This is a genomic window from Mesorhizobium sp. WSM4808 (genome assembly GCF_055811675.1).
The window spans coordinates 207,361-232,550 of the sequence record NZ_JBVVQX010000001.1 but is presented as its reverse complement, the minus strand read 5'-3'; the positions used below and the strand labels follow the sequence as shown (position 1 = coordinate 232,550).

At 62.4% G+C, this 25,190-nt stretch carries 28 protein-coding genes, 1 other RNA gene and 1 pseudogene; 14 read left to right on the top strand and 16 right to left on the bottom strand.

Annotation, left to right across the window (positions count from 1 at the left end):
• Positions 1-33: 33 nt before the first annotated feature.
• On the top strand, positions 34-1,863 hold the full coding sequence (locus AC0L2U_RS01050; RefSeq protein ID WP_127328926.1) for an ATP-binding protein: 1,830 nt from the start codon (positions 34-36) through the stop codon (positions 1,861-1,863).
• Between the two features lie 219 nt (positions 1,864-2,082).
• Here AC0L2U_RS01050 and AC0L2U_RS01045 read toward each other — a convergent pair whose 3' ends face one another.
• A complete protein-coding gene (locus tag AC0L2U_RS01045) occupies positions 2,083-2,874 on the bottom strand; it encodes a GGDEF domain-containing protein (RefSeq protein ID WP_473601298.1) in 792 nt (263 codons plus the stop codon).
• Between the two features lie 105 nt (positions 2,875-2,979).
• The gene (gene miaA / locus AC0L2U_RS01040; RefSeq protein ID WP_473564021.1) at positions 2,980-3,948 is read right to left on the bottom strand and encodes a tRNA (adenosine(37)-N6)-dimethylallyltransferase MiaA; all 969 of its coding nucleotides are present in this window, start codon (positions 3,946-3,948) and stop codon (positions 2,980-2,982) included.
• On the opposite strand from miaA, the gene serB reads away from it, so the two are divergent.
• Positions 3,938-4,825 (top strand): phosphoserine phosphatase SerB, encoded by an 888-nt coding sequence (serB, locus tag AC0L2U_RS01035; RefSeq protein WP_127810037.1) that lies wholly within the window; start codon positions 3,938-3,940, stop codon positions 4,823-4,825. The genes miaA and serB overlap by 11 nt on opposite strands.
• Entirely contained in the window at positions 4,822-5,394 is a 573-nt protein-coding gene (locus tag AC0L2U_RS01030; RefSeq protein ID WP_128289207.1) for a GNAT family N-acetyltransferase, read from the top strand. Before serB ends, AC0L2U_RS01030 begins: the two co-directional genes overlap by 4 nt.
• A gap of 49 nt (positions 5,395-5,443) precedes the next feature.
• Here the strand turns inward: AC0L2U_RS01030 and AC0L2U_RS01025 are convergent, their stop codons facing one another.
• The 6 genes from AC0L2U_RS01025 to AC0L2U_RS01000 form a co-directional block, all read right to left on the bottom strand.
• Entirely contained in the window at positions 5,444-6,961 is a 1,518-nt protein-coding gene (locus AC0L2U_RS01025; protein WP_127271780.1) for a DegQ family serine endoprotease, read from the bottom strand.
• Between the two features lie 127 nt (positions 6,962-7,088).
• Entirely contained in the window at positions 7,089-7,277 is a 189-nt protein-coding gene (locus AC0L2U_RS01020; protein WP_023813072.1) for a DUF2065 domain-containing protein, read from the bottom strand.
• 6 nt (positions 7,278-7,283) lie between these two features.
• Positions 7,284-8,252 carry a protease modulator HflC gene (hflC, locus tag AC0L2U_RS01015; protein WP_127322842.1) on the bottom strand — a complete coding sequence of 323 codons (969 nt, stop codon included), beginning with the start codon at positions 8,250-8,252 and terminating at the stop codon, positions 7,284-7,286.
• Positions 8,252-9,376, bottom strand: coding sequence for an FtsH protease activity modulator HflK (gene hflK / locus AC0L2U_RS01010; RefSeq protein ID WP_473601297.1), 1,125 nt, complete (start codon positions 9,374-9,376; stop codon positions 8,252-8,254). Before hflK ends, hflC begins: the two co-directional genes overlap by 1 nt.
• Before the next feature lie 144 nt (positions 9,377-9,520).
• Positions 9,521-10,186: a dihydrofolate reductase gene (locus tag AC0L2U_RS01005; RefSeq protein ID WP_473601296.1), complete on the bottom strand. Its 666-nt coding sequence runs from the start codon at positions 10,184-10,186 to the stop codon at positions 9,521-9,523.
• Positions 10,187-10,327: 141 nt separating this feature from the next.
• Positions 10,328-11,329 (bottom strand): DUF4424 domain-containing protein, encoded by a 1,002-nt coding sequence (locus AC0L2U_RS01000; protein WP_473601295.1) that lies wholly within the window; start codon positions 11,327-11,329, stop codon positions 10,328-10,330.
• Positions 11,330-11,458: 129 nt separating this feature from the next.
• Here AC0L2U_RS01000 and cobF point away from each other — a divergent pair, with 129 nt between their 5' ends.
• Positions 11,459-12,244, top strand: a complete 786-nt coding sequence (cobF, locus tag AC0L2U_RS00995) for a precorrin-6A synthase (deacetylating) (RefSeq protein WP_473601294.1) — start codon at positions 11,459-11,461, stop codon at positions 12,242-12,244.
• A gap of 83 nt (positions 12,245-12,327) precedes the next feature.
• On the opposite strand, the gene AC0L2U_RS00990 is transcribed toward cobF, so the two are convergent.
• The 4 genes from AC0L2U_RS00990 to modA form a co-directional block, all read right to left on the bottom strand.
• The gene (locus AC0L2U_RS00990; RefSeq protein ID WP_127271788.1) at positions 12,328-12,669 is read right to left on the bottom strand and encodes a winged helix-turn-helix domain-containing protein; all 342 of its coding nucleotides are present in this window, start codon (positions 12,667-12,669) and stop codon (positions 12,328-12,330) included.
• Between the two features lie 80 nt (positions 12,670-12,749).
• Positions 12,750-13,862, bottom strand: coding sequence for a molybdenum ABC transporter ATP-binding protein (gene modC, locus AC0L2U_RS00985; RefSeq protein ID WP_473601293.1), 1,113 nt, complete (start codon positions 13,860-13,862; stop codon positions 12,750-12,752).
• Positions 13,859-14,563, bottom strand: a complete 705-nt coding sequence (modB, locus tag AC0L2U_RS00980; RefSeq protein ID WP_127328916.1) for a molybdate ABC transporter permease subunit — start codon at positions 14,561-14,563, stop codon at positions 13,859-13,861. Before modB ends, modC begins: the two co-directional genes overlap by 4 nt.
• 15 nt (positions 14,564-14,578) lie before the next feature.
• Positions 14,579-15,373 (bottom strand): molybdate ABC transporter substrate-binding protein, encoded by a 795-nt coding sequence (gene modA, locus AC0L2U_RS00975; protein ID WP_292141368.1) that lies wholly within the window; start codon positions 15,371-15,373, stop codon positions 14,579-14,581.
• Between the two features lie 160 nt (positions 15,374-15,533).
• On the opposite strand from modA, the gene AC0L2U_RS00970 reads away from it, so the two are divergent.
• Positions 15,534-15,743, top strand: coding sequence for a TOBE domain-containing protein (locus AC0L2U_RS00970; RefSeq protein ID WP_473601292.1), 210 nt, complete (start codon positions 15,534-15,536; stop codon positions 15,741-15,743).
• Between the two features lie 11 nt (positions 15,744-15,754).
• Here AC0L2U_RS00970 and AC0L2U_RS00965 read toward each other — a convergent pair whose 3' ends face one another.
• Positions 15,755-16,549, bottom strand: a complete 795-nt coding sequence (locus AC0L2U_RS00965) for a thymidylate synthase (protein ID WP_027160597.1) — start codon at positions 16,547-16,549, stop codon at positions 15,755-15,757.
• Positions 16,550-16,706: 157 nt separating this feature from the next.
• A complete protein-coding gene (locus AC0L2U_RS00960; protein ID WP_023813086.1) occupies positions 16,707-17,018 on the bottom strand; it encodes a DUF2853 family protein in 312 nt (103 codons plus the stop codon).
• Between the two features lie 170 nt (positions 17,019-17,188).
• Here AC0L2U_RS00960 and ssrA point away from each other — a divergent pair.
• Together ssrA and AC0L2U_RS00950 are read left to right on the top strand one after the other, a co-directional pair.
• Positions 17,189-17,548: a transfer-messenger RNA gene (gene ssrA, locus AC0L2U_RS00955) on the top strand.
• 114 nt (positions 17,549-17,662) lie between these two features.
• Positions 17,663-18,219: pseudogene (locus AC0L2U_RS00950) on the top strand (AAA family ATPase).
• A gap of 61 nt (positions 18,220-18,280) precedes the next feature.
• On the opposite strand, the gene AC0L2U_RS00945 reads toward AC0L2U_RS00950, so the two are convergent.
• On the bottom strand, positions 18,281-19,486 hold the full coding sequence (locus tag AC0L2U_RS00945; RefSeq protein WP_127396237.1) for a multidrug effflux MFS transporter: 1,206 nt from the start codon (positions 19,484-19,486) through the stop codon (positions 18,281-18,283).
• A 187-nt stretch (positions 19,487-19,673) separates the two neighbouring features.
• On the opposite strand from AC0L2U_RS00945, the gene AC0L2U_RS00940 reads away from it, so the two are divergent.
• From AC0L2U_RS00940 to AC0L2U_RS00925, 4 genes are all read left to right on the top strand, one after another.
• Positions 19,674-20,363, top strand: a complete 690-nt coding sequence (locus tag AC0L2U_RS00940) for a TetR/AcrR family transcriptional regulator (protein ID WP_127396238.1) — start codon at positions 19,674-19,676, stop codon at positions 20,361-20,363.
• 118 nt (positions 20,364-20,481) lie between these two features.
• Positions 20,482-21,018: an SspB family protein gene (locus AC0L2U_RS00935; protein ID WP_027160604.1), complete on the top strand. Its 537-nt coding sequence runs from the start codon at positions 20,482-20,484 to the stop codon at positions 21,016-21,018.
• Between the two features lie 9 nt (positions 21,019-21,027).
• On the top strand, positions 21,028-21,225 hold the full coding sequence (locus AC0L2U_RS00930; RefSeq protein WP_127396239.1) for a DUF4169 family protein: 198 nt from the start codon (positions 21,028-21,030) through the stop codon (positions 21,223-21,225).
• Positions 21,222-21,446 (top strand): ribbon-helix-helix domain-containing protein, encoded by a 225-nt coding sequence (locus AC0L2U_RS00925; protein ID WP_127328907.1) that lies wholly within the window; start codon positions 21,222-21,224, stop codon positions 21,444-21,446. The genes AC0L2U_RS00930 and AC0L2U_RS00925 overlap by 4 nt, the downstream gene beginning before the upstream one ends.
• On the opposite strand, the gene AC0L2U_RS00920 is transcribed toward AC0L2U_RS00925, so the two are convergent.
• Positions 21,443-23,245 carry a chloride channel protein gene (locus tag AC0L2U_RS00920; protein WP_127810027.1) on the bottom strand — a complete coding sequence of 601 codons (1,803 nt, stop codon included), beginning with the start codon at positions 23,243-23,245 and terminating at the stop codon, positions 21,443-21,445. The two genes, AC0L2U_RS00925 and AC0L2U_RS00920, sit on opposite strands and share 4 nt — an antisense overlap.
• A gap of 157 nt (positions 23,246-23,402) precedes the next feature.
• Between AC0L2U_RS00920 and AC0L2U_RS00915 the strand changes: the two genes are divergently transcribed.
• The 3 genes from AC0L2U_RS00915 to AC0L2U_RS00905 all read left to right on the top strand — a co-directional run bounded on the left by AC0L2U_RS00915 (position 23,403) and on the right by AC0L2U_RS00905 (position 25,159).
• On the top strand, positions 23,403-23,834 hold the full coding sequence (locus tag AC0L2U_RS00915) for a MarR family winged helix-turn-helix transcriptional regulator (RefSeq protein ID WP_128288506.1): 432 nt from the start codon (positions 23,403-23,405) through the stop codon (positions 23,832-23,834).
• Positions 23,835-23,955: 121 nt separating this feature from the next.
• Complete coding sequence (locus AC0L2U_RS00910) at positions 23,956-24,261, top strand: hypothetical protein (RefSeq protein ID WP_128288505.1); 306 nt, start codon at positions 23,956-23,958, stop codon at positions 24,259-24,261.
• 16 nt (positions 24,262-24,277) lie between these two features.
• On the top strand, positions 24,278-25,159 hold the full coding sequence (locus tag AC0L2U_RS00905) for a sigma-70 family RNA polymerase sigma factor (RefSeq protein ID WP_473601291.1): 882 nt from the start codon (positions 24,278-24,280) through the stop codon (positions 25,157-25,159).
• Positions 25,160-25,190 lie beyond the last annotated feature (31 nt).

The window sequence follows — 25,190 nt, the reverse complement described above, 5'->3', positions numbered from 1 at the left end:
CGATGCTCCTGGGAAATGGGGATTGGCCTGTCCATGTATGTCGAACGCGAAGCCTCCGTTGGAGAACCGACATCGCAGGAGCGCCGCGACGCAGAGCAGAACGACAAGCGCATCCTCGGCAATGTCGTGCAATGCGATGGCGCACGCGCCACCATCAGCGCCTACGCGAACGACGCCGACGGCGCGGTGACCGGCCTGTGGACGGTCGGCAAGATGATTTCCATCAATCTCGGATCGACGCGAACCGTCGGCCTGGTCTACGCAATCGGCAAGTCGGACCGCGCCTGGAGCAATGAGGGTCAGAACGCCATCGAGGTCAGCATCGAGCTGATCGGCGAAGTCCGTGACGGAGCAGAGCCCGGCGCCAAACCGGTCTTCGACCGGGGCATCACCACCTATCCGCATATCGGCGCCGTTGCGCATCGGATCCGCACCCGCGACCTGCAGGCGGTATATGACCTCGCCGGGCGTCATTCGATCACGATCGGCACGCTCGCGCAGGACGAGACGATCGCCGCCAACATCGCCATCGACGATACGCTGGCGCGTCACTTCGCCATTGTCGGCACGACCGGCGTCGGCAAATCCACCGCCGTCTCGCTGCTGCTGCGCAAGTCGATAGCGGCACGGCCGGATCTGCGCATCCTGATCCTCGATCCGCACAACGAGTTCGCTGCATCGCTGCCCGAATACTGCGTCAGGGTCGATTCCAAAACCTTGGATCTGCCGTTCTGGATGTTCAAGCTCGAGGAATTCGCCGAGGTGCTGTTCCGGGGCCGCGAGACCGAGCCGGAAGAAATCGACGCCTTGCGCGACCTTATCCCGGCCGCCAAGAATCTCTACCGCAACCCGAATTCGGGCTCCTATATCAGGCGCGGCAGCGATGCGTTGACCGCCGATACGCCGGTGCCTTACCGCATCGCCGACCTGCTCAAGCAGATCGATGAGCGCATGGGCATGCTCGAAAGCAAGACCGATCGCCCGACACTCAAATCGCTGAAGACGCGCATCGAATCGGCGGCCGCCGATCCACGCTACCGCTTCATGTTCAACTCGCGCCTGATCGAGGACACCATCCACGAGACGATCGGCAACATCTTCCGCGTGCCGCATCATGGCCGCCCGGTAACCTGCTTCGAGATGGCCGGCATGCCGTCGGAAGTGGTCAATTCGGTCTGCTCGGTGCTGGCGCGCCTGGCCTTCGACCTCGCTCTGTGGAGCGAGGGCAAGCTGCAGCTCCTGTTTTTATGCGAAGAAGCGCACCGCTATATGCCGGCCGATCCGCGCCTCGGCTTCGCGCCGACAAGGCACGCGCTGTCGCGCATTGCCAAGGAAGGCCGCAAATATGGCTGCTATCTCGGCGTCGTCACCCAGCGCCCGGGCGAGCTCGACCCCACCATCCTTTCGCAATGCTCGACCTTCTTCGCCATGCGGCTTGCCAATGAGCAGGACCAGGCGATCATCCGCTCCGCGATTGCCGACTCTTCCGCCTCGACGCTTGCCTTCCTGTCCTCCATGGGCCAGCGCGAAGCCATCGCCTTCGGCGAAGGCGTGGCGACGACCATGCGGCTGAAGTTCGAAAAACTGCCGAGTGACCTGCTCCCCGGCACCGCAAAACGCGAAGAGGCCACGTCGAAGCCAGGCGACGATGTCGATCTGGTGGCGATCGTGGAACGACTGCGCAATGTGCCTAAATCAACGCAGCAGGCGATGGCCTTCGCCGAGGTCGTCGATTCGGGCCGCCAGGCCGGCGACCCCGACTACCGCAAGCCACCCGCCGCACGCGCGCCATCGGACGACGATTTCGACATGCGCTACGGCCTAAAGCCCGCAACCTTCGGCCTGCGCCCGCAAAACGATTAGGTCAGCAGCGCCAAATCCTCTGCCTTCTGACCGAGAAGCCGCGCCAAGCTTGCGCCCTTGCCCAGCCCGCTCGGATAAATCCCGTCAGGGAATTCGTCAGGCTGAGTCGGGTGGTGCTGTTTTCGAGAACCGAAGCGGAGCGGACGTTTGAGTCCGTGAGCACCGGAAGCGCAGAAAACGGCGCCAGACGGCCAGCCTCACGAATTCAGTGATGCGATTTCAGGCGCAGACGCGGTTACGGCCCTGCCTCTTCGCCTCGTAAAGCTGGCGGTCGGCGCGGCGATAGAACTCTTCCGCTGTTTCCTTGCGGTCCCAGACGGCGAGCCCGACGCTGGTGGTGATCTTGAGGCGGACATTGCCCGACAGCACCGACATGTTGGCAATCGCCTTGCGGATGCGCTCGGCAAACTTGCCCAGAAGCTCGGCGTCCATGTTGGGCGTGACCACGGCGAACTCCTCGCCGCCCAATCGCGCCACCACATCGTGGTAGCGCGTCATGTCCTTGAGACAGTTCGCGACGGCCTTGAGCACTTCGTCGCCGACGTCATGGCCGTGGGTGTCGTTGACCTGCTTGAAATGGTCGAGATCGAGGATCATCAGCCCGACGGGCTTTTCGATGCGCCGGAATTCCTCGAGATACTCCTTCAGCGCATCATCGAAATAGCGCCGGTTCTGCATGCCGGTCAGGCCATCGGTCAGCGCCGCATGCTCGAATGTTTCCGAGCGCGCGCTGAGCGAGACCGTCATGGCGCGTAGCTTGCCTTCCTCCATCGCCTGTTTGCGGATCAGCGGATAGATGAAGAAGATGCCGAAGAACAGCGCGGTGGCCAGGAGCACGCCGGTCGCGAACAAGAGCTTGTTGAGATAGATGACCTTGTCCAGACCCGAAGCCGTATGCAACTCGTCGGCGAAGGATTGCAGAGGTCCGTAAGCATGCAGCGTCACCAGGCCGGCGGCCAGGATCACGAATATAAAGACGAAAAATGCTGATTCCGCCTTGTGGAAACGCATCTGCTCCCCGTTGGAAAAGTGCCCACTGATCTTATGGCATGGGCGGGCTTACGGAGGGTTAATTTGGACAACCACCACGGGAACCTTTCCTTGCATGTAACCTTTTCAGGTTGTATCGGAAGCAAGCGCTGAGATCGTGGTTTCCAGATCATCACCGGGGCGCAATCTCAGCCATTCCGGCCCCAATTGATGCCTGAACCAGGTGGTTTGCCGCTTGGAATATTGCCTGGTCGCGATCTTGGCGCGTTCGATTGCCTCGGGAAAGCCAATCTCTCCGGCCATCGCTGCCTGCAGTTCGCGAACGCCGATCGCTTTCATCGCCGGCAATTCGGGATCGAGGCCAAGTGCTGCAAGCCGCTTGACCTCGTCCAGCGCGCCCTTGTCCAGCATCTGGTCGAAGCGTTTGTCGATCCGAGCGACCAACGCCGCCCGATCCGGCTCGATCACGAAGAAACGTGCGCTTTCCCTGTCGATGAGCGGCTGGCCGCGTTCTGCCTGCCATTCCAGGATCGAACGGCCAGACGCATCGAGAACCTCCAATGCCCGCACGACGCGCTGGCTGTCGGTTGGCTTGAGCATCATGGCCGCCGCCGAATCCTCGCGCAGCAGCAGGCTGTGCAGCTTGACGGCGCCCTGCTCCTTCAACTCATAGCGCCAGCGGTCGCGGACCCGCTGCGGAATGTCGGGCATTTCCGAAATGCCCTCGGCCAGCGCGCGAAAGTAGAGCCCGGTGCCGCCGACAAAAATCACTGGCCGTTCGGAGAATGTGCCGTCCTCGATCAGCTTCATCACGTCGCGCAGCCAGGCGCCGGTGGAATAGGCGGTGGCCGGGTGGACATGGCCATAAAGATAATGCGGTGCGCGGGCGAGGTCGGCCGCCTCCGGCCGGGCGGTCAGCACGTCGAGCACCGAATAGCCCTGCATGGAATCGGTGTTGACGACCACGCCACCCCTGCGCTCGGCTAGATCGAGCGCAAGCGCCGACTTGCCGCTGGCGGTCGGCCCGGCTATCAGGATCGCGTTCTTCACGCGGCCCTCGCCCGCCTCCCCGCCGGAATGTTTCATGCCGCTCATCGCCACGCTTGTTTCCCGTCCCACTGAGCGCGCTTTGTCGCTGTCGCTTGCGAATATGGCCTCACGGTCGGTCGGCGCAAGCGCTGTTGTCTGGCTGGCCGAAGGTATTGCCTGCGATCTCGTCCTGCCTGAGGCAGCCGACGACGCCGTCACGAGTGCCGTCTTGCGCACGGCACTTGCCAGCGAGGCCGTCGACGTGATCGTCCAGCAGGCGGAAACCCGCCGCAAGAAAATCCTGATCGCCGACATGGATTCAACCATGATCGACCAGGAATGCATCGACGAGCTGGCCGACGAGATCGGCGTCAAGGATCATGTTGCGGCCATCACCGCGCGATCCATGAATGGTGAGATCGCCTTCGAACCGGCTTTGCGTGAACGGGTGGCGTTGCTCAAGGGCCTCGACGCCGCCGTGGTCGATCGCATCGTCGCCAATCGCCTGACGCTGGCAGCGGGCGGCCGTGTTCTGGTCCGGACCATGCGCGCCAACGGCGCCTGGACGGCACTCGTGTCTGGCGGCTTCGAGGTCTTCACGACGCGCATCGCCGCCATGCTCGGTTTCCAGGAGAACCGCGCCAATCGCCTGCTCGAGCAGGACGGCCGCTTCACCGGGCTGGTCGGCGAACCGATCCTCGGCCGCGCCGCCAAGGCCGACGCGCTGATCGAAATTTCAGCGCGCCTTGGTCTGACGCCCGCCGACGCCATCGCCGTCGGTGACGGCGCCAATGATCTCGACATGATCCGCCTTGCCGGTACCGGTGTCGCGCTCCACGCCAAGCCGACGGTGGCGGCACAGGCCAAGGTCCGCATCGATCATGGCGACCTGACCGCGCTGCTCTATGTGCAGGGCTACAGGCAGGAGGAGTTTATGCAATGAAACCAATGCGTACCGAGCGCCTGATCCTGCGCAACTGGGAAGATCGCGACCGCGACCTGTTCCACCGCATCAACTCCGACGACCGGGTCATGGAGTTCTTTCCATTCCGCCGCGACCGCGCCGAGGCGGATGCCAAGATGGACGAGCTCAGGGCCTGGACCACGAAGGACGGATACGGTTTTGCGGCCGCCGAGATCACCGCCACCGGTGAATGCATCGGCTTCATCGGTCTCCTCGACACCGATCATGTGCCATCCCTGCCAGCCGGCACCATCGAGATCGGCTGGCGGCTGGCACCTGAGTTCTGGGGCAAGGGCTATGTCACCGAGGCAGCCGAAGCGTGGCTGGCCTACGGCTTCGAGACGCTTGGCCTCGATGAAATCGTATCATTCGCCGTCGCGGCCAACCGCCGCTCCACCGCCGTCATGCAACGCCTCGGCATGAGCGCGGATCCGTCCGGCGATTTCGACCACCCCAGCATTCCCGACAGCCATCCCGCGCTCAAGCGCCATGTCCTGTACAGACTGTCGCGCCAAGACTGGCAGGCAAGAAAAAGGGCGGCCCGCTAGCCGCCCTTTCCATTCAAGATGAGGATTTTTTCGCCGGATCTTCCGGATATCAGTCCATCCGGATCGTCACGAACCTGAGCTCGCCGGTCTTCGAGGCCAGCATCAGCAGCGCATTCTTGCGCCCCTGTTCCTTCAAGGCGCCGATGCGGTCCATGACATCCTTGGGCGTGGCAACCGATTCCTGTGCGATCTCGGTGATCACCTCGCCGGGCTGGATGCCGCGTTCGGCGGCTGCCGAGTCCTTGGTGACGTCGGTGATGACGACGCCCGAAACATCGGCCGCAATGCTGAACTTCTTGCGTGTCTCGTCGTTCAGTTCGCCGACCGTCATGCCGAGCACCGAAGCAGTGGAAACGGCCGGAGCCTTGTCGCCCTTGTCCTGATCGGTGTTGCTGCCCTCCTCGCTGCTGGCGAGCTTCTCGCCATCCTCGAGCCGGCCGAGCGTCACTTTCACGGTCTGCTCGACACCCTTGCGCACGATGAGCACATCGACCGCCTTGCCAACCGGGCTTTCGGCGACAACGCGCGGCAGATCGCGCATCTCATGGATGTCCTTGCCGTCGAACTTGATGACGACATCGCCCGCCTGGATGGTGCCATTGTCGACCGGGCCGCCCTTGATCACGCCGGCGACCAGCGCGCCCCTGGCGGTCGCCATGCCGAGGCTTTCGGCGATGTCGTCGGTCACCGGCTGGATGCGCACGCCCAGCCAGCCGCGCCGCGTCTCGCCGAACTGGCGCAACTGGTCGACGACGCCGGACGCGAGCTGGGCGGGGATGGAAAAGCCGATGCCGATCGAACCGCCGGAAGGCGAAATGATCGCCGTGTTGATGCCGATGACTTCGCCGGCGCTGTTGAACAGCGGTCCGCCGGAATTGCCACGGTTGATCGCGGCATCGGTCTGGATGAAGTCATCATAGGGGCCGGAATTGATGTCGCGGTTGCGGGCAGAGACGATGCCGACCGTGACCGTGCCGCCGAGGCCGAACGGATTGCCGATCGCCATCACCCAGTCGCCGACGCGCATCTTGGTGGAATCGCCGAACTTCACCGCCGTCAGCTTGTGGCCTTTCGGATCGACCTTGAGCACGGCGACATCGGTCTTGGTGTCGGTGCCGACCAGCGTCGCCTTCAAGGTGACACCATCGGAGAAATTGACCTCGATGTCGTCGGCATCGGCAATGACATGGTTGTTGGTGACGACGATGCCTTGCTCGGCATCGATGACGAAGCCGGAGCCCAGCGACTGCACCTTCTGCGAGCCGTTGTCCTTGTCACCGCCGCGGTTCTTGAAGAAATCGTCGAAGAAATCCTGGAAGGGCGACCCCTCGGGCAATTGCGGCATCGGCACCGCGCCCGGGCCTTCGGTGCCCTTGACCGTCTGCGAGGTCGATATGTTGACCACTGCGCCGAGCAGGCCTTGCGCCAGATCGGCGACCGAAGCGGGTCCATCGGCGGCAAATGTCGGCGTCACGAAGGACGGGACAGCGACTGCGCTGACAAGAAGTGCCGCCGCGCCGGCGATGAATGTCCGCCGAGCCGCGCACAGAATTGTATTGGATGTCATCGAGAAGCCTCCCGGTATCCTTGAAAAGAAAAGCGCTTCGACGAAAACGCCGCGTCACGCCATGTTGGCAAAAAATACGGCACGTTTGCGGCTATGACTATCGGCAGAGGATAAATCATCGCCGCCGTCATGCGCCCCGTACCAGCCAGACGATGCCCACGCCGATCACGATCGCCGCCAGTCCGGCGATCCGCAGCGCGTTCTCGGGCAGAGACAGCACTTCGGTGGCAAGTTTCCTGGCCAGGCCGGGAAAACCGCCATAGACCAGACCCTCTATGACAAGGACCAGGCCCATGGCGGCAAGAAAATCCTGCACCGGCCGCTACTGGCCGGTGCTGGGCTGTGCCGCCGGCGCGGCGGGTGCCGTCGCCGGAGCGTTTGGCGCAGGCGAAGCCGGCTTTGCCGGCCCCTCGCCGCCGTCAGGATTGCGGAAGAAGCGGAAGAACTCCGAGTTCGGCGACAGCACCATCGTCGTTCCGGTGTTGTCCAGCGCCGTGCCATAGGCATTCATCGACCGGTAGAAGTCGAAGAAGGCCGGATCGCGCTGATAGGCTCCCGCGAAGGTGGCGCTGCGCTGGGCTTCGCCCTCGCCGCGCAGGATTTCCGACTCTTTCTGCGCTTCGGCGACGATCTCGACCACTTCGCGATCGGCGCGGGCGGTGATGCGCTGTGCCGCTTCATTGCCGCGCGCCCTCAGCCGCGCAGCTTCCGCCAGGCGTTCCGCCTTCATGCGGTCGAAGGTCTGCTGCGAGACTTCGGCCGTGAGATCCGTGCGGCGGATACGGACATCCTCGATCTGCAGGCCGAGCGATGTGGCGTCGGGCCTGAGCTGGTCGCGGACTTCGCGCATCATCACGGTGCGCTGTTCGGAAAGTGCGGCCTCGAAATCACGCAGACCGTAGACACGGCGCAAGGCAGCGTCGAGACGCGTCCTGAGCCGGGCTTCTGCCAGTTCGATCTGACCCGACACGGTGGAGCGGAAGACCCGCGGATCCGAGATGCGGTAGGCGATGAAGGCGTCGACCTCATAGAACTTGCCGCCTGACACCTGGACGCGGATGTTGTCGAGGTCGAAGCGCAGCACCCGGTTCTCGATCAGTTGCACGGTGTCGGCGTCGAAGAACGAGAACGGCGCCTTGAAGTAGATGCCGGGTTCGCTCTTGACGTCGACGATCTCGCCGAACCTGAGCACCAGCGCCTGCTGGCGCGCATTGACCACGAAGACCGACGAATAGAGCAGGAACAGGATAACCGCTGCTGCGACGACGATGATGGGAAGACGGTTGGCCATCACTGGTTACCTCCCGTAACGCCACTGGGCGCAGCGGGCGCCGGCGCTTTCGGTTGCAGTGCCGGCAGCGGCAGATAGGGAACGACCCCTTGACCGTTGCCCTGCTCGACGATGACCTTGCTCGAATCCTTCAGAACCTTCTCCATGGTTTCCAGGTAGAGGCGCTTGCGCGTTACATCGGGCGCCTTGGCATATTCGTCATAGACCGAGATGAAGCGCTGGGCCTCACCCTCGGCTTCCTGCACGACCCGGTTCTTGTAGGCGGCCGCGTCTTCGCGAATCTGTGCGGCCTCGCCGCGCGCCTGGCCGAGCTTCTGGTTGGAGTACTGGTTGGCCTGCTCGACGAACTTGTCCTCGTCCTGCTCGGCGCGCTGCACCTCGTCGAACGCATCGGCCACTTCGCGTGGCGGTGCCGCATCCTCGATCGAGACGGCGTTGACGTTGAGACCGGCCTTGTAGCCGTCCAGCGTCGTCTGGATGATTTCACGCACCGAGGCGGCAATGCCCTGGCGGTCGTCGCGGAAGATGTCCTGCGCCGGCCGGCGGCCGACGGCTTCACGCATGGCGCTTTCGGCAACCTGCCGCAGCATACCGTCGGGATCGGACACATCGAACAGATACGCGCTCGGGTCAGAGACCTGATAGGCGACCGAGAACTGGACGTTGACGATGTTCTGGTCGCCGGTAAGCATCAGCCCGGACGTGTTGCCACTTGTCGCGCCGCCGCCGCCGATATCGACGAGCTGCTCAGAAATCTTGGCCGTCTCGACGGTTTCGAGCGGCCACCAATGGAAATGCAGGCCAGGCTGCGACAGTTCGGTCTTCGGCTTGCCGAAGCGCAATTCGACCGCGACCTCGTCGGGCTGCACGGTATAAACCGCCTTGAACGCCCACAGCACCACAAGTGCAGCCGCGATCAGCGCGAAGATAGCCGGGCTCGCGCCGCCGCCGCCCGGAAGAGCGCGCCGCAGCCGGTCCTGGCCGCGGCGGATGATGTCTTCGAGATCCGGAGGCGAGCCCTGTGGCCCGCTCGGTCCCTTTGGACCCTGCCCCCAGGGTCCCTGATTGCCGCCGCCGCCGCCCCATGGGCCGCCGCCACCGCCGCTTTTGTCGTTCCAGGGCATGAATGTCCTTTCGCTTGGAATTCCCTCAAGCGCCGGTATTACGGCGCAAAATCCAGTATTCTTCTTCTATAGGGACGCAGCGAGGCGCTTTCAACGCGATCTGCCACATAGGGGGTCGATTAGGCACTAAGCCGCACGGCAGCACTACAGCGTCGATAGCAGATCGAGTTGCGAAGGTTCCAAGACAGTTTCCGGGTTAGAACGATCCATCATGGCCTCATACTTTGCCCACGCATCCCACAACGCCCTGTCGTCGGCGGAGAATTCATTCTTCGAGGCGAACCTGTGAAACGGCTTACGCCTCACAATACAAGATATTCTGAACGCAAAATCGTCAACATCTGACTTTGGGAATTCTCGTTCAAATCGGAACCACCATTCCCTCGTGTCAAAATCTTTCTCAAATTTTGCATCTCCATTCATTTCGCCGCTAAAAACATCTGTCAGAAAAACTATATTTATATACTTATGAAATAGCCCATAAATCTCTTCTCCGCCTATGACAAAGAATTCTTTTTTCAAATTTATAATAGAATACTGATCTGCAAGCAGGAGAGCTGTTTCAGGATTCGGAGCCCATTTTACCCCGGCTGTATCCTCAACCGGATGCCGCGAGAGAATAATGTTTAACCTATTGGGTAGCGGTCGACCTATAGATTCGAAAGTCTTCCGCCCCATGATAACAGCGTGCCCTTGAGTGCGCTGCTTAAAGTGCTTTAAATCCGTCCCCAAATGCCATGGTAGGGTATTTTCTACGCCAATAATTTTGTCCGGATAGCTCCGGGCCACCAACGAAGTGGCGGATGGCATTCTTGTCCTAGGCTTACTAGACAATCAGATCCCCAAGGCTTTCCAGAGCAAAATCATCAGCCCGCGCCTAAACGAAGGAACGGGTCGGCTCAGTCGCAAAATTTGGCGGGTCTTGCAACCTTTTAGCCGATCGAATGGCCATCAATTGCCGTCCGTTGGCTCGAGGATCAGGATGTCGATGTCGCGCTCGGGGTAGAAATCATCCGCCGTCATCTCGAATGTCGTCGGTCCGGTCTTTTTGACATTGTCGCCGCAGAACGAGACCAGGGCTTTCGGATTGCCCTTGTCGATCGTCAGCTTGAACTTGCCGATCGTGCCGGTGGCCCAGTTGCCGCCGGTGGTCAGGATATAGGCGATGCGGTTCTCGACATATTTGGGGTAGCCGTCAGGGTCGTCCTTGGCAGCCTTGCGCACCGCATTTTCGAATGTGCCATCCATGCAATAGCGGGCCTTGTAGGCCGCATACTGTCCCTGGAATTTGCCGTCGTAGAAGAAGCTGACTGAAGACGTGCCGCCGACGCTCGGCTTATAGTGGTGGGAAACATGGACGTCCTTGTTGGCCGGAAAGGTCGAGCGCCACCAGTAGGTCGAACGCAGTTGCCAGAACGGCGTGTAGACCTTGGTCGTCTCGGTGCCGTCGCTGCCGGTGTCCTCGATGATGATGCCGCGGTTGACCCAGTCATCGACAACCGCTTGCGGCAGCTTGGCCAGCGCCGCCTTCGCCGCATCGCCGAATGGATAGAATGGCACGTTTTGCGCCTTCAACTCGGCGCTGATGTCGATGCCGAGCGCAAACACCTTCTGCTCCAGCTGCGGCTTGACGGCAACGCCGTCGATCGTCACCTCGAAGCCGAGGAAATTGTCGCTCTGGTTTTCAGGGATCGCCGGGATTTCTTCGGGATTGCCCGATATTTCGGGCATCGGGAAGGCGACAATGGCCTCGACATCCCTGTCGGTGTTGTTATGGAAGACATAGTCGACCGTCACCTTTTCCGGCGAGATGAAAAGGTCCTCGCTTTGCATCGCCACGGCATCGCTGCGCGACAGGATCAGGCCGCCAGTGCCGAGTTCGGCAACCGAATCATTGGCGAAGGCGGGCGCGGGCGACAGGGCCAGCACGGCGGTCAGAATATATCGCAACATGGAAACCACCTCGGCTGGAATGCTTGCAGGACCCTAGCGGTTTCAACGTGGCGTTCAAAGCCCTTCCGTATCCGCGGACACGCCAGCGCGGTCTGGACTAACAGGTTCCGATCGGGCAGGAGTTCGCCCATGCGCAAGCTTCTCGTCATCGGCATCGGCGCCGGCAATCCCGACCACATGACCGTCCAGGCCATATCAGGCCTGAACCAGGCGGATGTGCTGTTCATTCCCGACAAGGGTGCGAAAAAAAATGAACTGGCCGAACTGCGCCGCCGGATATGCGACCGCTTCGTCACCAATCCGAAGTCGCGCCGCGTCGAATTCGACGTGCCGGTGCGCGACGTACCGGTAGAAGATGGGCCGGAGCCCTCCTACCGCGCGACCGTCGATGACTGGCACGAAGCCATCGCCGCCATTTACGAAGGCCTGATCCGCGACGAGATTGCCGGCGACGGCTGCGGCGCCTTCCTGATCTGGGGCGATCCTTCGCTCTACGACAGCGCGTTGCGCATCCTCGAGCGCGTGAGCCAGCGAGGCAATGTGGCGTTCGAACTTGAGGTGATCCCCGGCATTACCGCCGTCCAGGCGCTTGCCGCCAGCCACAAGATGGCGCTGAACCGCATCGGCGATTCCGTCCTCATCACCACAGGCCGCCGCCTGACCGAGGAAGGCATGCCGGACAATGCCGGCAGCGCGGTCGTGCTGCTGGACGGCAAATGCGCCTTCAACACGCTGGCCGACAAGGATGTCGTCATCCATTGGGGCGCCTATCTCGGAACGGAAGACGAGATTCTCATCTCTGGCCGTCTCAGTGATGTCGGCGCCGAGATCGAGAGAACCCGTGAAGAAGCGCGCCGGAAAAAGGGCTGGATCATGGACACTTACCTGCTTCGCAAGCCAAGCACAGAGGATTAGGCCCTACTGCCCTACTGCCCTACTGCCCTACTGCCCTACTGCCCTACTGCCCTACTGCCCTACTGCCCTACTGCCCTACTGCCTCATCCCGCATCAATCTCCGCCTGCAATGCCTCCATATGCGCCGCCGCCGCGGCAGAAGCTGCGCGCTCGATGGCGCGAAAGCGGCTGACCACTGCCAGGCCGACCGCCGTCAACTGTGCGCCGCCGCCCTTGCGGCCGCCGGTCTGTGCCGCCACCAGCGGCTTGCCGAATACCCGGTTCATGTCCTCGACCAGGTCCCAGGCGTGCTTATAGGACATCTCCATGCCGCGAGCGGCGGCCGAGATGGAGCCGAAGGCGGCGATCTGTTCCAGGAGTTCGATCTTGCCCGGCCCGACGCGCCCGTCGGGATCGAGATTTATCCGCAAGCTCAGCGACGGCATCTTTGCTCTCCGCGGTCACTACCCAACCCCATACTAGAAGCTCCCTGGCGAAACCGCTATTCCAAAAAGACATAGCGGGATTATCCATCCGCCTCGGCGGGCAGGCCGGCGCCGGTGTTCGCCCGATCGAAGCTCACCGTCTTGATCACCGCGAAAACCTTGCCGCCAAGATGAAGCTTCAGCGCCTGCCGCGACTGTTCGGTGATGCGGGCAAGCACGATTGCGCCATTGCAGTCGATACCGACCTCGACCGCGAGCCCTTCGCCCGGGCTCATCGCGGTAATGGTCCCCGGCAGGATGTTGAGCGCGCTGAGGCCCGTCGGCTTTTCGGTGGCGATCATCACATCGCGGGCGCGAATACGGATGCGCACCGGCGTACCTGCCTTCATCGCCAGCTGTGGCACCCGGAGCTCGCCCGCGGCCGAGCCGAGCACGGTCATGCCGAAAGTTTCGTCGTGATGCAGCACCCTGGTGTCCAGCACGGCGCCGCCCTCGCCGCGCTCCTCCGCCGGCAACAGGTCGAGCCTTTGCATCACCGCCTCGGTCGGCCCGCTGGCAACGACATTGCCCTGTGCCAGCATCACCACATCGCTGGCCAGCCTCGCCACTTCGGCGACCGAATGACTGACATAGACGATCGGGATTTTCGTCTCGTCGCGCAGCCGTTCGACATAGGGCAGGATTTCGGCCTTGCGCGCTTCGTCGAGCGAGGCCAGCGGTTCGTCCATGAGCAGCAGTCTGGGGCTGGCAAGCAATGCCCGGCCGATCGCCACGCGCTGTTTCTCGCCGCCCGAGAGCTTTGCCGGCCGCCTGTTCATGAGCGGCCCGATGCCGAGCAGGTCGACGACGGCATCGATATCGGCGTAGCGCTCCGCCGGCGGCGTGAACCAGCGGCCGTAGCGAAGATTGCCGGCAACGCTCAAATGCGGAAACAGCCGTGCGTCCTGGAACACCATGCCGATGCGGCGCTTGTGCTTCGGCACGAAAATGCCGGCACCGGTATCGACCAGCACACGGCCGTCGACCTCGATGCGTCCCCTGTCGGGCCGGATCAGCCCGGCAATCATGTTGATCAGTGTCGTCTTGCCCGACCCAGACGCGCCGAACAGCGCCGTCAGCCGCCCGGCGCTTTCGAAGCGGGCGTCGATGGCGAAACCACCCAGCCGATGACTGATGTCGACGAGAACGCTCATTCGATGTCCAGTCGCCGGCCGACACGCCGCGCCAGCACCTCCGAAGCCACAAGTGCTGCCATGGAGATGACGATGGAGATCAGCGTCAGGCGGAGCGCCCCTTCATCGCCACCCGGCACCTGCGTGAAGGTGTAGATCGCCGACGGCAATGTCTGCGTCTCATTGGGAATGTTGGAGACGAAGGTGATGGTGGCGCCGAACTCGCCCATCGCCTTGGCGAAGGCCAGGATGGCGCCGGCGATCAGCCCGGGCAGGATCAGGGGCAGCGTGATGGTGGCGAACACCCAGAGCGGATTGGCGCCGAGCGTTCCCGCCGCCGCTTCCATCTTGCGGTCCACCGCCTCGATCGACAGCCGGATCGCCCGCACCATCAGGGGAAAGCCCATGACGCCGCAGGCCAGCGCCGCACCTGTCCAGCGGAAGGAGAAGACAATGCCGAAATGCTCGGCCAGGAAGGCGCCGGCCGGGCCGCGCCGGCCGAAGGTCAGCAGCAGCAGGTAGCCGGTCACCACGGGCGGCAGGATCAGCGGCAGATGCACCAGCCCGTTGAGAACGGTCTTGCCCCAGAACTGTCCCCGGGCAAGCAGCAGCGCGATCAAGATGCCCGGCGGCAGGCTGGCGAGCATCGCCACCATTGCCACCTTGATGGACAGCCGAACCGCATTCCATTCGTCGGGAGTGAGGTCCAGCAGCCAGTTCATTGTGCCCCTTGGAACTCAGTTGCTCGGCGCGAGTACGGTAAATCCCTGATCCTTGAACAGCGCGGCCGCCTTGGCCGACTGCAGGCATTTCAGGAAAGCCCGCGTATCCTTGTCCTTCGAATCGGCGGTCTGGGCAACCGGATAGATGATCGGCGGATGCGAATCCTCCGGGAAGGTGCCGACCACCTTGACGCCCTTTTCGGCATGCGCGTCAGTGGCATAGACAATGCCAAGGGCGGCTTCGCCCGTCGAAACCAGCTTCAGCGCCGCGCGCACGTTTTCGGCCTGCGCCACCTTGCCCTCGACCGAGGACCACACGCCGAGAGATTCAAGTGCAGCCTTGCCGTATTTGCCGGCCGGCACCGCCTTGAAATCGCCCATGGCGAGCTTGCCGTCGCCGATCAGCTTGGCGAGGTCGAAGCCCTTCTCGATCCTGGTTTCGACCGCCGAGTCCTTCGGCGCCACCAGCACGATCTCATTGCCGAGCAGCTTCACTTCGGTGTCCGGCTTGGTCAGCTTCTTGTCGGAGAGATATTTCATCCAGTCGAGGTCGGCCGAGATGAAGACGTCGGCAGGCGCCCCGCCCTCGATCTGCTTGGCCAGCGCCGAGCTTGCGGCATAGGAGACGGTCGCGGCTTCGCCGACATCGGCCTGGCAGGCCTTGTTCACCGCGTCGAGCGCATCCTTGAGGCTGGCCGCGGCAAACACGACCACCTTGTCTTCCGCATGCGCTGCCGGCACGACTGCCATCAGCGCCGCAGCCAAACCGCCAATGGCGATCGCCCTCGATCCAAAACCTTTGCGCGTCATGGAAAACTCTCCCTGGTTTGAAATCCGGCCGGCTCGAAGCCTGCTAACCGATATATCCGTATGAATATAACAAGGGAAGGCCCGGCGCCCCATGAAAGCGTCTGTACGACACCGATTGTTCTGATGAGACCGGCAAAGAAACCCTGGAAAGGAAACTCCGATGAAGATCAGCGCCCGCAATATCCTCAAGGGAACGATCGCCAAGATCGCCAAGGGAGCCACCACCTCGCATGTCAGGATCGACATCGGTGGCGGCGCCATCGTCACCGCCTCGATCACCAACGAGTCCGTCGCCGATCTCAAGCTCGAAAAGGGCAAGCAGGCCTATTCCGTGGTCAAGGCCTGGGACGTGATGGTCGGCATCGACTGAAATTTGCGGCCTTAGACCGCGATCGGCGCCTTGATCGACGCATCGGCGACGTAGTTTTCCAGCCGGAAATCCTCGAAGCGGAAGGCGAACAGATCCTTCACCTCCGGATTGATCCACATCGTCGGCAGCACCTTCGGCGTGCGCCGCAGTTGTTCGCGTGCTTGCTCGAAATGGTTCGAGTAGAGATGCGCATCACCGAGCGTGTGGACGAAATCGCCGGGTTTCAGCCCGGTGACCTGCGCCACCATCAAGGTCAGCAGGGCATAGGACGCGATGTTGAACGGCACGCCAAGAAAGATATCGGCGGAACGCTGGTAGAGTTGGCAGGAAAGCCGCCCTTCCGAAACATAGAACTGGAAAAGGCAGTGGCAGGGCGGCAGCGCCATCGCTTCCACCTCGGCTGGGTTCCATGCCGAAACGATCAGCCGCCGCGATTGAGGATTTTTGCGTATCTCCTTGAGAAGATTAGCGATCTGGTCGATCGAGCCGCCATGGCCATCCGGCCAGGAGCGCCATTGCTTGCCGTAGACCGGGCCGAGATCGCCATTCTCGTCGGCCCATTCGTCCCAGATCGAAACGCCGTTATCGGTGAGGTATTTGATGTTGGTGTCGCCAGCCAGGAACCACAGAAGCTCATGGATGATCGACTTGAGATGCAGCTTCTTGGTCGTGGTGACGGGAAAGCCGCGCGCCAGGTCGAAACGCATCTGGTAGCCGAAGACGGAGCGCGTTCCGGTGCCGGTGCGGTCGCCGCGATCGGCGCCATTGTCCAGCACGTGCTGCAGGAGGTCGAGATACTGGCGCATCGGTTCCGGCTCGATTCGGTTGTCCAGCCATCATAACTTACAGACGGGCGGTCGAACACCACAAAGCAGCGCAAGCCCAGCCCTAAGCCAGCCAGTCCCCAACAACATCACCGGCTGGCGCCTAGACCGCGCCAGCCCTGCAAATGACGCGCAATCGTCAGAGGGAACCGAGCTTACCCAGGTCCTTCGCAACCAGGTAGTAAAAAGTCACTCGGCTCTTGGTGTTGTCGGCAGCCATTGCCTTGCAAGTCTTCTCGATTGACGCATCGGCCTTCGCTGCGTCGCTGATGCCGAGTTTCTTGGCGACCCAATTGTCCCTGACACGCCCGAGTTCCTTCGGGTCGGTGCAGGATACCAGCGAGGAATCGCGGTTCCTGAGCGCGATGCCCAGGTGCTTGACGATCTTTTCAACCGCATCAGCACTGGCGCCGGCATCGTATTTCTTCACGTCTGCAAGATAGTCGGCCATCAAAATTCCCCTCGTCGGCGCCACGGATCCGATCGATGAGGGCTGTGGCGCGCTGCTGCAACATGTGCGCTAGGTCGGTAACTCCTCACCGGGGCAAAGCTTCGGTTGAGACCGCGCCCAAGTCAACCCTTTGGACTTGCGGTTTTGTCAGGGGGACAAAGTGCCATTGCGGCCTTCCATTTCTTGCGATGGCCCCCTATATTCAGTCTGTCGGCTTGACCGACTATGGCGATAAATGGGCGATGAAATAAGCCGTTCGGACCCGGGGGCGGTACCCGGCGCCTCCACCAAAAGCTGCTGCTGATGACAGAGCGGTTTTTGCTGGGGGCGAAATAGGATCGACGAAGGTGTAAAGATCGTACTTTTGCCCGGCATGGTACCACCGTCATCGGGCTAAACCTGTAGTTGCAAATGACAACTATGCGGAAGCACGTCTCGCCGCGTAAGCGGTGCGATAGCTTCAAATCAAGCCCTAGAGGTTCGCACTTCTAGGCGGGGTTCGGAGGTACCTGGCAACAGAAACCTCCACTTCTCCCCTCCTCCTCAACATGCGTTACGCACAACGGCAGCTCCCGCCGGCCAACTTCGCACGCCCTCGGGCCGCGAAGCCGCCCTGCCGCGTGCCACCTCTCCACGGACAAAACATGCAAAACGATTCCGATCGATTCTTCGTGCTGACCGGCGGCCCCGGCTCCGGCAAGACCACCTTGATCGAAGCGCTGCGCCACGCAGGCTTTTCCACCTCGGTGGAAGCCGGGCGCGGCATCATCCGCCACCAGTCTCAGATATAGGCGGACCCGCTTTGCCCTGGCGCGATCGCGCGCTGTTTGCGGAGTTGATGCTGTCATGGGAGATGCGCTCGTATCAAATCGCGCAAGAACAGACCGGGCGTCCTGTTTTCTTTGATCGTGGCGTTCCGGACACGCTCGGCTATCTCAGGCTGAGCGGCCTGCCGGTACCCGAACACGCCAACGCTGCCGCCGGGCGCTTCCGCTACCATCAGCGCGTCTTCGTCGCCCCGCTATGGCCGGAGATCTTCGCGCAGGATGAAGAGCGCAAGCAGACGCTCGACGAGGCCGAGCGCACCCACCATGCGCTGGTCGGCGTCTACACGGAACTGGGCTATGAGATGATTCCGTTGCCGCTGGCATCCGTCGAGGCGCGGCTGCGCTTCGTGCTGGCCGAGACAGGATTGGCGTGAACAGGATTGGCGTGAAAAAGGCCGGGATGAACCCCGGCCTTTTTTCATTTGTTTTGGTTGCTTATTCCGCCGGTGCCTCGGCAACCTCGCGCGAGCGGCCGAGCGTGACCTTGGCCAGCGTGAAGGAAATCACCGCACAGAGCGTGATGCCGGCCACCATCGGCAGCGGCGTGCCGTCGAAGAACACGCCGGCAACGCCCATGGCGAGCGCACCGATGGCGAAGTGCAGCGTGCCCATCAGCGCCGACGCCGTGCCGGCGATCTCGCCATGCTCTTCCATGGCCAGCACCGAGGTGGTCGGGATGACCAGGCCGAGGAAGCCGTAGCCGACGAACAGCAGGGCCGCCATCACGTCGAGCCGGTCGACGCCCGTCGCCATGATCGCCAACAGCACCACCATCGTCGAGGCATAGCCGGTCACCGCGACACGCACCACGCGGCGCAGCCCAAAACGCTCGGCCAGCAGCCCGGTCAGCTGCGACATGCCGATGAAAGCCACCGCATTGATCGAGAAGAACACGCTGTAGACCGAAGGCGACAGCCCGTAATGGTCGATCAGAATGAAGGACGAGCTCGACAGATAGACGAAGAAGCTCGCAATGCCGAAGCCGGCGATCGCCACCAGGCCAAGGAAATTGCGGTCGCCCATCAGGAAGCGATAGCCGGCAAGCGCGGTTCCGAAGGAGGAACCGACGCGTTCTTCAGCCGGCCGCGTCTCCTTGAGCGAGGTTGCGAGCAGCACCGTGGCAAGGGCGGCCGCACCGGTCACCGTCCAGAACACGGCGCGCCAGCCGAAACTCTCAATGATCACGCTGCCGGTCAGCGGCGCCAGGATCGGCGACACCGAGAACACCAGCATCAGCAAGGACATCAGCTTGGCGGCCTCATTGCCGGTATGCAGGTCGCGCACGATGGCACGCGGAACGGCCATGCCGGCGCTGGCGCCAAGCCCTTGCAGGAAACGGAAAGCGATCAGCCATTCGATGGTCGGCGCCATTGCCGAACCGATGCCGCCAACCATGAACAGCGCAAGGCCGCCATAAAGCGGCAGCTTGCGGCCGACCATGTCGGAGATCGGCCCGACGACGATCTGGCCAAAACCCATCGACAGGAAGAAGATCAACAGGCTCATTTGCACGGCAGCGGTGCTGGCATGCAGATCCGCGCCGATCGACGGCAGCGCGGGCAGATACATGTCGATGGCGAACGGGCCGATGGCGGACAACAAGCCGAGCACGACCGCGATGCGGAGGAATTTGGGACTCATGATAAAGGCTTCTTTCAAATCTGGTTGCCGCCGCAGGCGACGTCTAACCTAGGACGTTCCATCCCGTGAGATTCCGACACCTCAAGAGCGAATTCCATTCGTCTCTCTCGCGCGAAATCTCTTTATCCTGTGTCCACAAATTTAGACACTCTTGTCTAAATCGTCAATCACCCCTATATAGTTTTTTATGAAGCTGCACGTTTCTCCTGACATTTTCCCGCCACGCGGCCATGAGGCCAAGCGCCTCTCGATCGTCGACTCCGCCGCCACCGTGTTTTGCCGCGAAGGTTTCGCCGGCGCCAACATCGATCTGATCGCGGCCGAAGCCGGCGTTTCGCGTCAGACGATCTACAACCATCATGGCGACAAGGAGAGACTGTTCGTCGCTGTGGTCCGCGACCTCACCGAACGCTGCAATGCCGGCATCTTCGCCACCATTGCCACCTTCCCCGACCAGCCGGGGGATCTCGAAGCCGACCTGATCGGCTTTGCCGTGCGCCTGAACCAGAACTGCATCTGCAACCGCGACGGAAAATTCCTGCGCAAGCTGATCCAGACCGAAGGCGAGCGCTATCCCGAACTGTTTGCCGAATGGCGCGAACAGGGTCCGGGCAGGACATGGCCGGCAATCGCGGCCCGCTTCGCCCGCCTCGCCTATGGCGGCTATCTCACGATCGAGGATCCCGACGTGGCGGCACGTCAGTTCCTCGGTCTCGTCAATGCCGAACTGCAGACCACCTTCATGCTTGGCGGCTCGCCGCGCGAGGACGAGGTGCTGCAATCCGCGACCAATGGCGTGCGCACCTTCCTGCGCGCCTTCGGCAAGCGCCGGTCCGCGGCATCGTCCGAAAAGCAAAGCGCGCTCGCCAGCGCCTGAGCGATCAAATCGCTGGCAATAGTCTTCGCTTCCGCGCGCGGGTGATCTATATGCGGTTTACGCCGCCCTCAAGCTTGATTACAGCTATGCGGACGATTCAACGGAACCCGACCGCCACATGGCCGACGACCACATCCGCTACGACATTCTGGCCCAGGAGGCGTTGCGCGGCGTCATGCGCAAGGTCCTGGCCGAGGTCGCGCGCACCGGCCTCCCCGGCAACCACCACTTCTTCATCACCTTCCTGACCGGCGCGCCGGGCGTACGCGTGTCTTCGCGGCTGCGCGAGCGCTATCCCGAGCAGATGACCATCGTCATCCAGTTCCAGTATTGGGACCTGAAGGTGACCGACACCGGCTTCGAGGTCGGCCTGTCCTTTTCCGATGTGCCGGAAAAACTCGAAATCCCGTTCTCGGCCGTGCGCGGCTTCTATGATCCCTCGGTCAATTTCGAGCTCGAATTCGACGTCAAGACGGATGGCGCGGCAGCCGAGGAACCGGCTGCGCCAACTCCGGAGCCGTTGACCATCGTCTCCGAGAAAAAGCCGAAGGCCGAGAAGAAGGCCGCCGCCGAGGCGGAGAAGAAGCCCGCTGCCGCGGACGCCGCCACCAAGGGCGCCGAAGTGGTTTCGCTCGACGCCTTCCGCAAGAAATAGGCCGACGGCATGGCCGAGATCGTCAATCTCCGCCAGGCCCGCAAGCAGAAGGCGCGGGACGAAAAGCTGCGCGCCGCCGAACAGAATCGCGCGCTGCACGGCCGCTCCAAGGCCGAAAAAGAACGCGACCGCATCGCCGCCGACAAGAGCGAAAAATTCGTTGCCGGGCATCGTCGTGAAAAGCCCGGCGACCCCGACCGTCAATGAGCCCGGTCGAAAAGCGTTCTGTGACCATTCGCGGTCACCGCACCAGCTACTCGCTCGAAAAACCCTTCTATGACGACCTCGTCGCGATCGCGGCGACCAGAAAACTGACGCTTGCCGCGCTTGTTGCCGAAGTCGACGAGACAAGGCCCCGCGACACCAACCTGTCCTCTGCGTTGAGGCTCCATGTCCTGGAGTGGGCGAAGCGCGGAACGGATTTCTAGAGGCCTTCGACCGCCGCTTCCTTCTTCCTGCGTCTGGTGCCGAAGCCAAGCAAGGTCGAACGCTCGCGCTCCTCGGCCTGTTTCCTGGACCGCACGCGCATCAAATCCTTCCAGCCGACATAGCCGACCAGCAAGGAGCCTTCGCGAGTGACGACGGGCAGATGAGAGACGTTGGCCGTCAGCAGCTTGTCGGAGAGGCCTTCGAGATATTCGTCCGGATAGGCCAGCGTCACCTTGCTGCCGGCCAGCAGTTCGCCAAGCGTGGTGGTGCGGTGCGTGCCGGCGCGTCTCCAGCGCAATATAGCCGGCGGATCGATGAGGCCCAGCACATGGCCGTGCTCATCGACCACCGGGAAACTCGGATGCCGTGTTTCCGGCGCTGTCAGGAATGCCGCAGCGCCATGCAGCGTCATCGTCGCCGGCACGCTTTCAACCTGTGAGGTCATCACCTCGCGCACCCTGGTCAGGGCGAAAGGGTCGACGCGGTATTCGCGAACCAGATGATGTCCCCTTCTGGCGATCTTTTCGGTCAGGATCGACCGCTTCATCAGAAGCACGGTGACGGCGTGCGCCGCAGCGCAGGCAGCAATCAGCGGCACCAGCATATGTGTGTTGCCGGTCAGTTCGACGGCGAAAAACGTGGCGGTCAGCGGCGCACGCATCGTGCCGCCCATCGTGGCGGCCATCGCCAGCAGCGCCCAGAAACCGGGATCCGCGGCAGGCAGAACGCCGGCGAGCACAGCGCCCATAGCCCCGCCCATGATCAACAGCGGCGCCAGCACACCTCCCGACGTTCCCGAGCCGAGCGCTACCGACCAGATGATCGCCTTCACCACCAGCAGCAGGAGGGCCGCCGTCGCGACGGTGCGGCCATCCAGCATGTCGGTGATGTTGTCATAGCCGACGCCGAGCGCCTGCGGTTCGATCAGCCCGCCTATGCCGACCACCAGACCGCCGATCATAGGCCACCACATCCAGTGGATCGGCAGCTTCTGAAAACCGTCCTCGCAGGCATAGACCATCTGCGTCAAAAGCCCCGATAGCAGGCCGGCGCAGATGCCAACCAGAACCCAGCCGCCAAGCCCGGTGAACGAAACCGCCATGCCGCCCTGAAACGGGAAGATCGGCCCGGGCAGATGCAGCATGGTGCGCTCGACCTCGGCGATAACAGCCGCGACCGCCACCGGAATGAAGCTGCGCGGGGTCCATTCGAATAGCAGCAGTTCGACGGCCAGCATGATGGCGGCGATCGGGGTTCCGAACACCGTGGTCATGCCTGCTGCCGCACCAGCCACCAACAGCGTCTTGCGCTCGTTGTCGCTGACCGGCAGCATCTGCGCGATCAGCGAGCCGATCGCGCCGCCTGTCATGATGATCGGCCCTTCGGCGCCGAACGGTCCACCGGAGCCGATCGAGATCGCCGACGACAGCGGCTTCAGGATCGCCACCTTGGCGTCGAGTTTTGAGCGCCCGAGCAGGATCGCCTCGATGGCCTCGGGAATGCCATGGCCGCGGATCTTCTCGCTGCCGAAGCGCGCCATCAGGCCGATGATCAGCGCACCAATCACCGGGACGATGACGGCGGCAAGCCCAAGCGGTGTGTCCTCAAGCTTCAGGTCGGCAAGCGAGAACTGGCCGAAATAGGCGATGTTGGTGGCCAGCCGGATCAGCTTCAAAAGCGCGATGCCGGCAAACAACCCGGCTGTCGCCACCACCACGGCAATAGCGGCGACGAGCAGCACCCTGGCATCCGTGGTGAAATCGCGCAGGTGCTCCGGATTCGAATGAGGGGTCTTCATGGCAAAATTGCTTCCTGGCGGCGGGCCGTGTGTCTGAGATGCGGCACGGTCGAAGCGGCCAGCCGGGTTTATCGGTTGCTATGTATCGTAACACGATATAAATATTCAAGCCGGTTTCGCCCGAAATCCGTTTGAGCTTTCGCCGGAAAACGAACACATGTCTGATATGTCGCAGCCACAAAAACCACGCCCCGCCATCAGCCAGGCCGATTACCAGCGGCTGTCGGAGTTTCGCTACCTGATCCGCCGCTTCCTCGAATTCAGCCAGGTCCAGGCGGAAGACGCCGGCCTGACCCCGCGCCAGCATCAGGCGCTGCTGGCGATCAAGGGATTCCCCGGCGGCGGCCCGGTGACGGTTGGCGACCTCGCGGAACGCCTGCGCATCCGCCACCACAGCGCCGTCGAACTGGTCAACCGCCTCGGCGAAGCTGGGCTGGTCACAAGGGATCAGGACAAGGACGACCACCGCCGCGTGCTGCTACATCTGACCGAGCGCGCCGACGATTGCCTGGCCGAACTGTCGGCGGCGCATCTCGACGAACTGTCACGCATCGAACCGATGCTGCGGCGGCTGCTCGATCGCGAGTGAGCGCTCCGGCGTCTTGCGGGCGACACGAATTATTTTTCGGCGCCGAATCCTTTCGCCCAACGACAACGTCTCAAGGATGAGCACTCCCAAAGGCGCAGGGCAACCAAGAGGAACAACTGCGATGAAACGCCACCTGATACGCTACAAGACGAAACCGGAACGGGCCGATGAGAATGAGCGGCTGGTCAAGGCCGTGTTCCAGGAGCTGCGGGAAAAATCGCCGGACGGCGTTCGCTACATGACATGGCGGTCCGACGACGGGACCTTTATCCATATGGTAGAGACGAAAACCGAGGCCCATGCCGACATTATCACCGGGCTGGCGGCATTCGAGGCCTTTCAGAGCGGCATCAGGGATCGCTTGATCGAGCGTCCGCAGCGCGAGGAAATGACCGTGGTGGGCCACTACCGGATGCTGGACCAATAACGGCGAACAGAGGCGCATGACTATCCCCGGCGAGATCCGCGAACCTTTTGCCCGCCTGTTCGGCGAAATGCGTCCAAAACTGCATCGCTATTGCGCCCGCATGACCGGCTCGGCCATCGACGGCGAGGACGTGCTGCAGGAAGCCCTGGCCAAGGGGTTCGAGGCGCTGCCGGATGCCGGCCCGATCGCCAATCCGGAGGGCTGGCTGTTCCGCATAGCCCACAATGCGGCGCTCGATTTTCTGCGCCGGCGAGCCCGCGAAAGGGCTTTTTCCGATGAGGACCCGGACATGATCGTCGACCCAGCCAATCCCACCGCCGATCGTCAGGCCGCGGCGGCCAGCCGGCACACCTTCATGCGCCTTCCCGTCGCGCAGCGAAGCAGCGTGATCATGATGGACGTTCTAGGCTATTCGCTGCAGGAGATCAGCGACATGCTCGACACCAGCATCCCTGCCATCAAGGCGGCGCTGCATCGCGGTCGCGGCCGGCTCCGCCATCTTGCTGACGAACCGGACGACCGTCCTGTTCCGAAACTGAGTGCCGCGGAGCGCCTGCTGCTCAACGCTTATATCGACCGCTTCAACGCACGCGATTTCGATGCGGTGCGCGACATGCTGGCCGAAGAAGTACGACTGGAACTGGTTGCCCGGACACGGCTGAACGGCCGCAAGGAAGTAGGTACCTATTTCGGCAACTATTCCCGGGTGCAGGACTGGCGTCTCGTGCCCGGCTTCGTCGAAGACAGGCCGGCAATCCTCGTTCGCGATCCCAATGATCCGAAGGCGCCCCCTGCCTATTTCATCCTGCTGGCGTGGCAGGATGGCAAACTCTTGACCATCCGGGATTTCCGCCATGCCCGCTATGCGGCAGAGAGCGCGCAACTGCTCGTCCTCTGAATCTGCGGATCGCCGATCAGGAAGGCGTTTG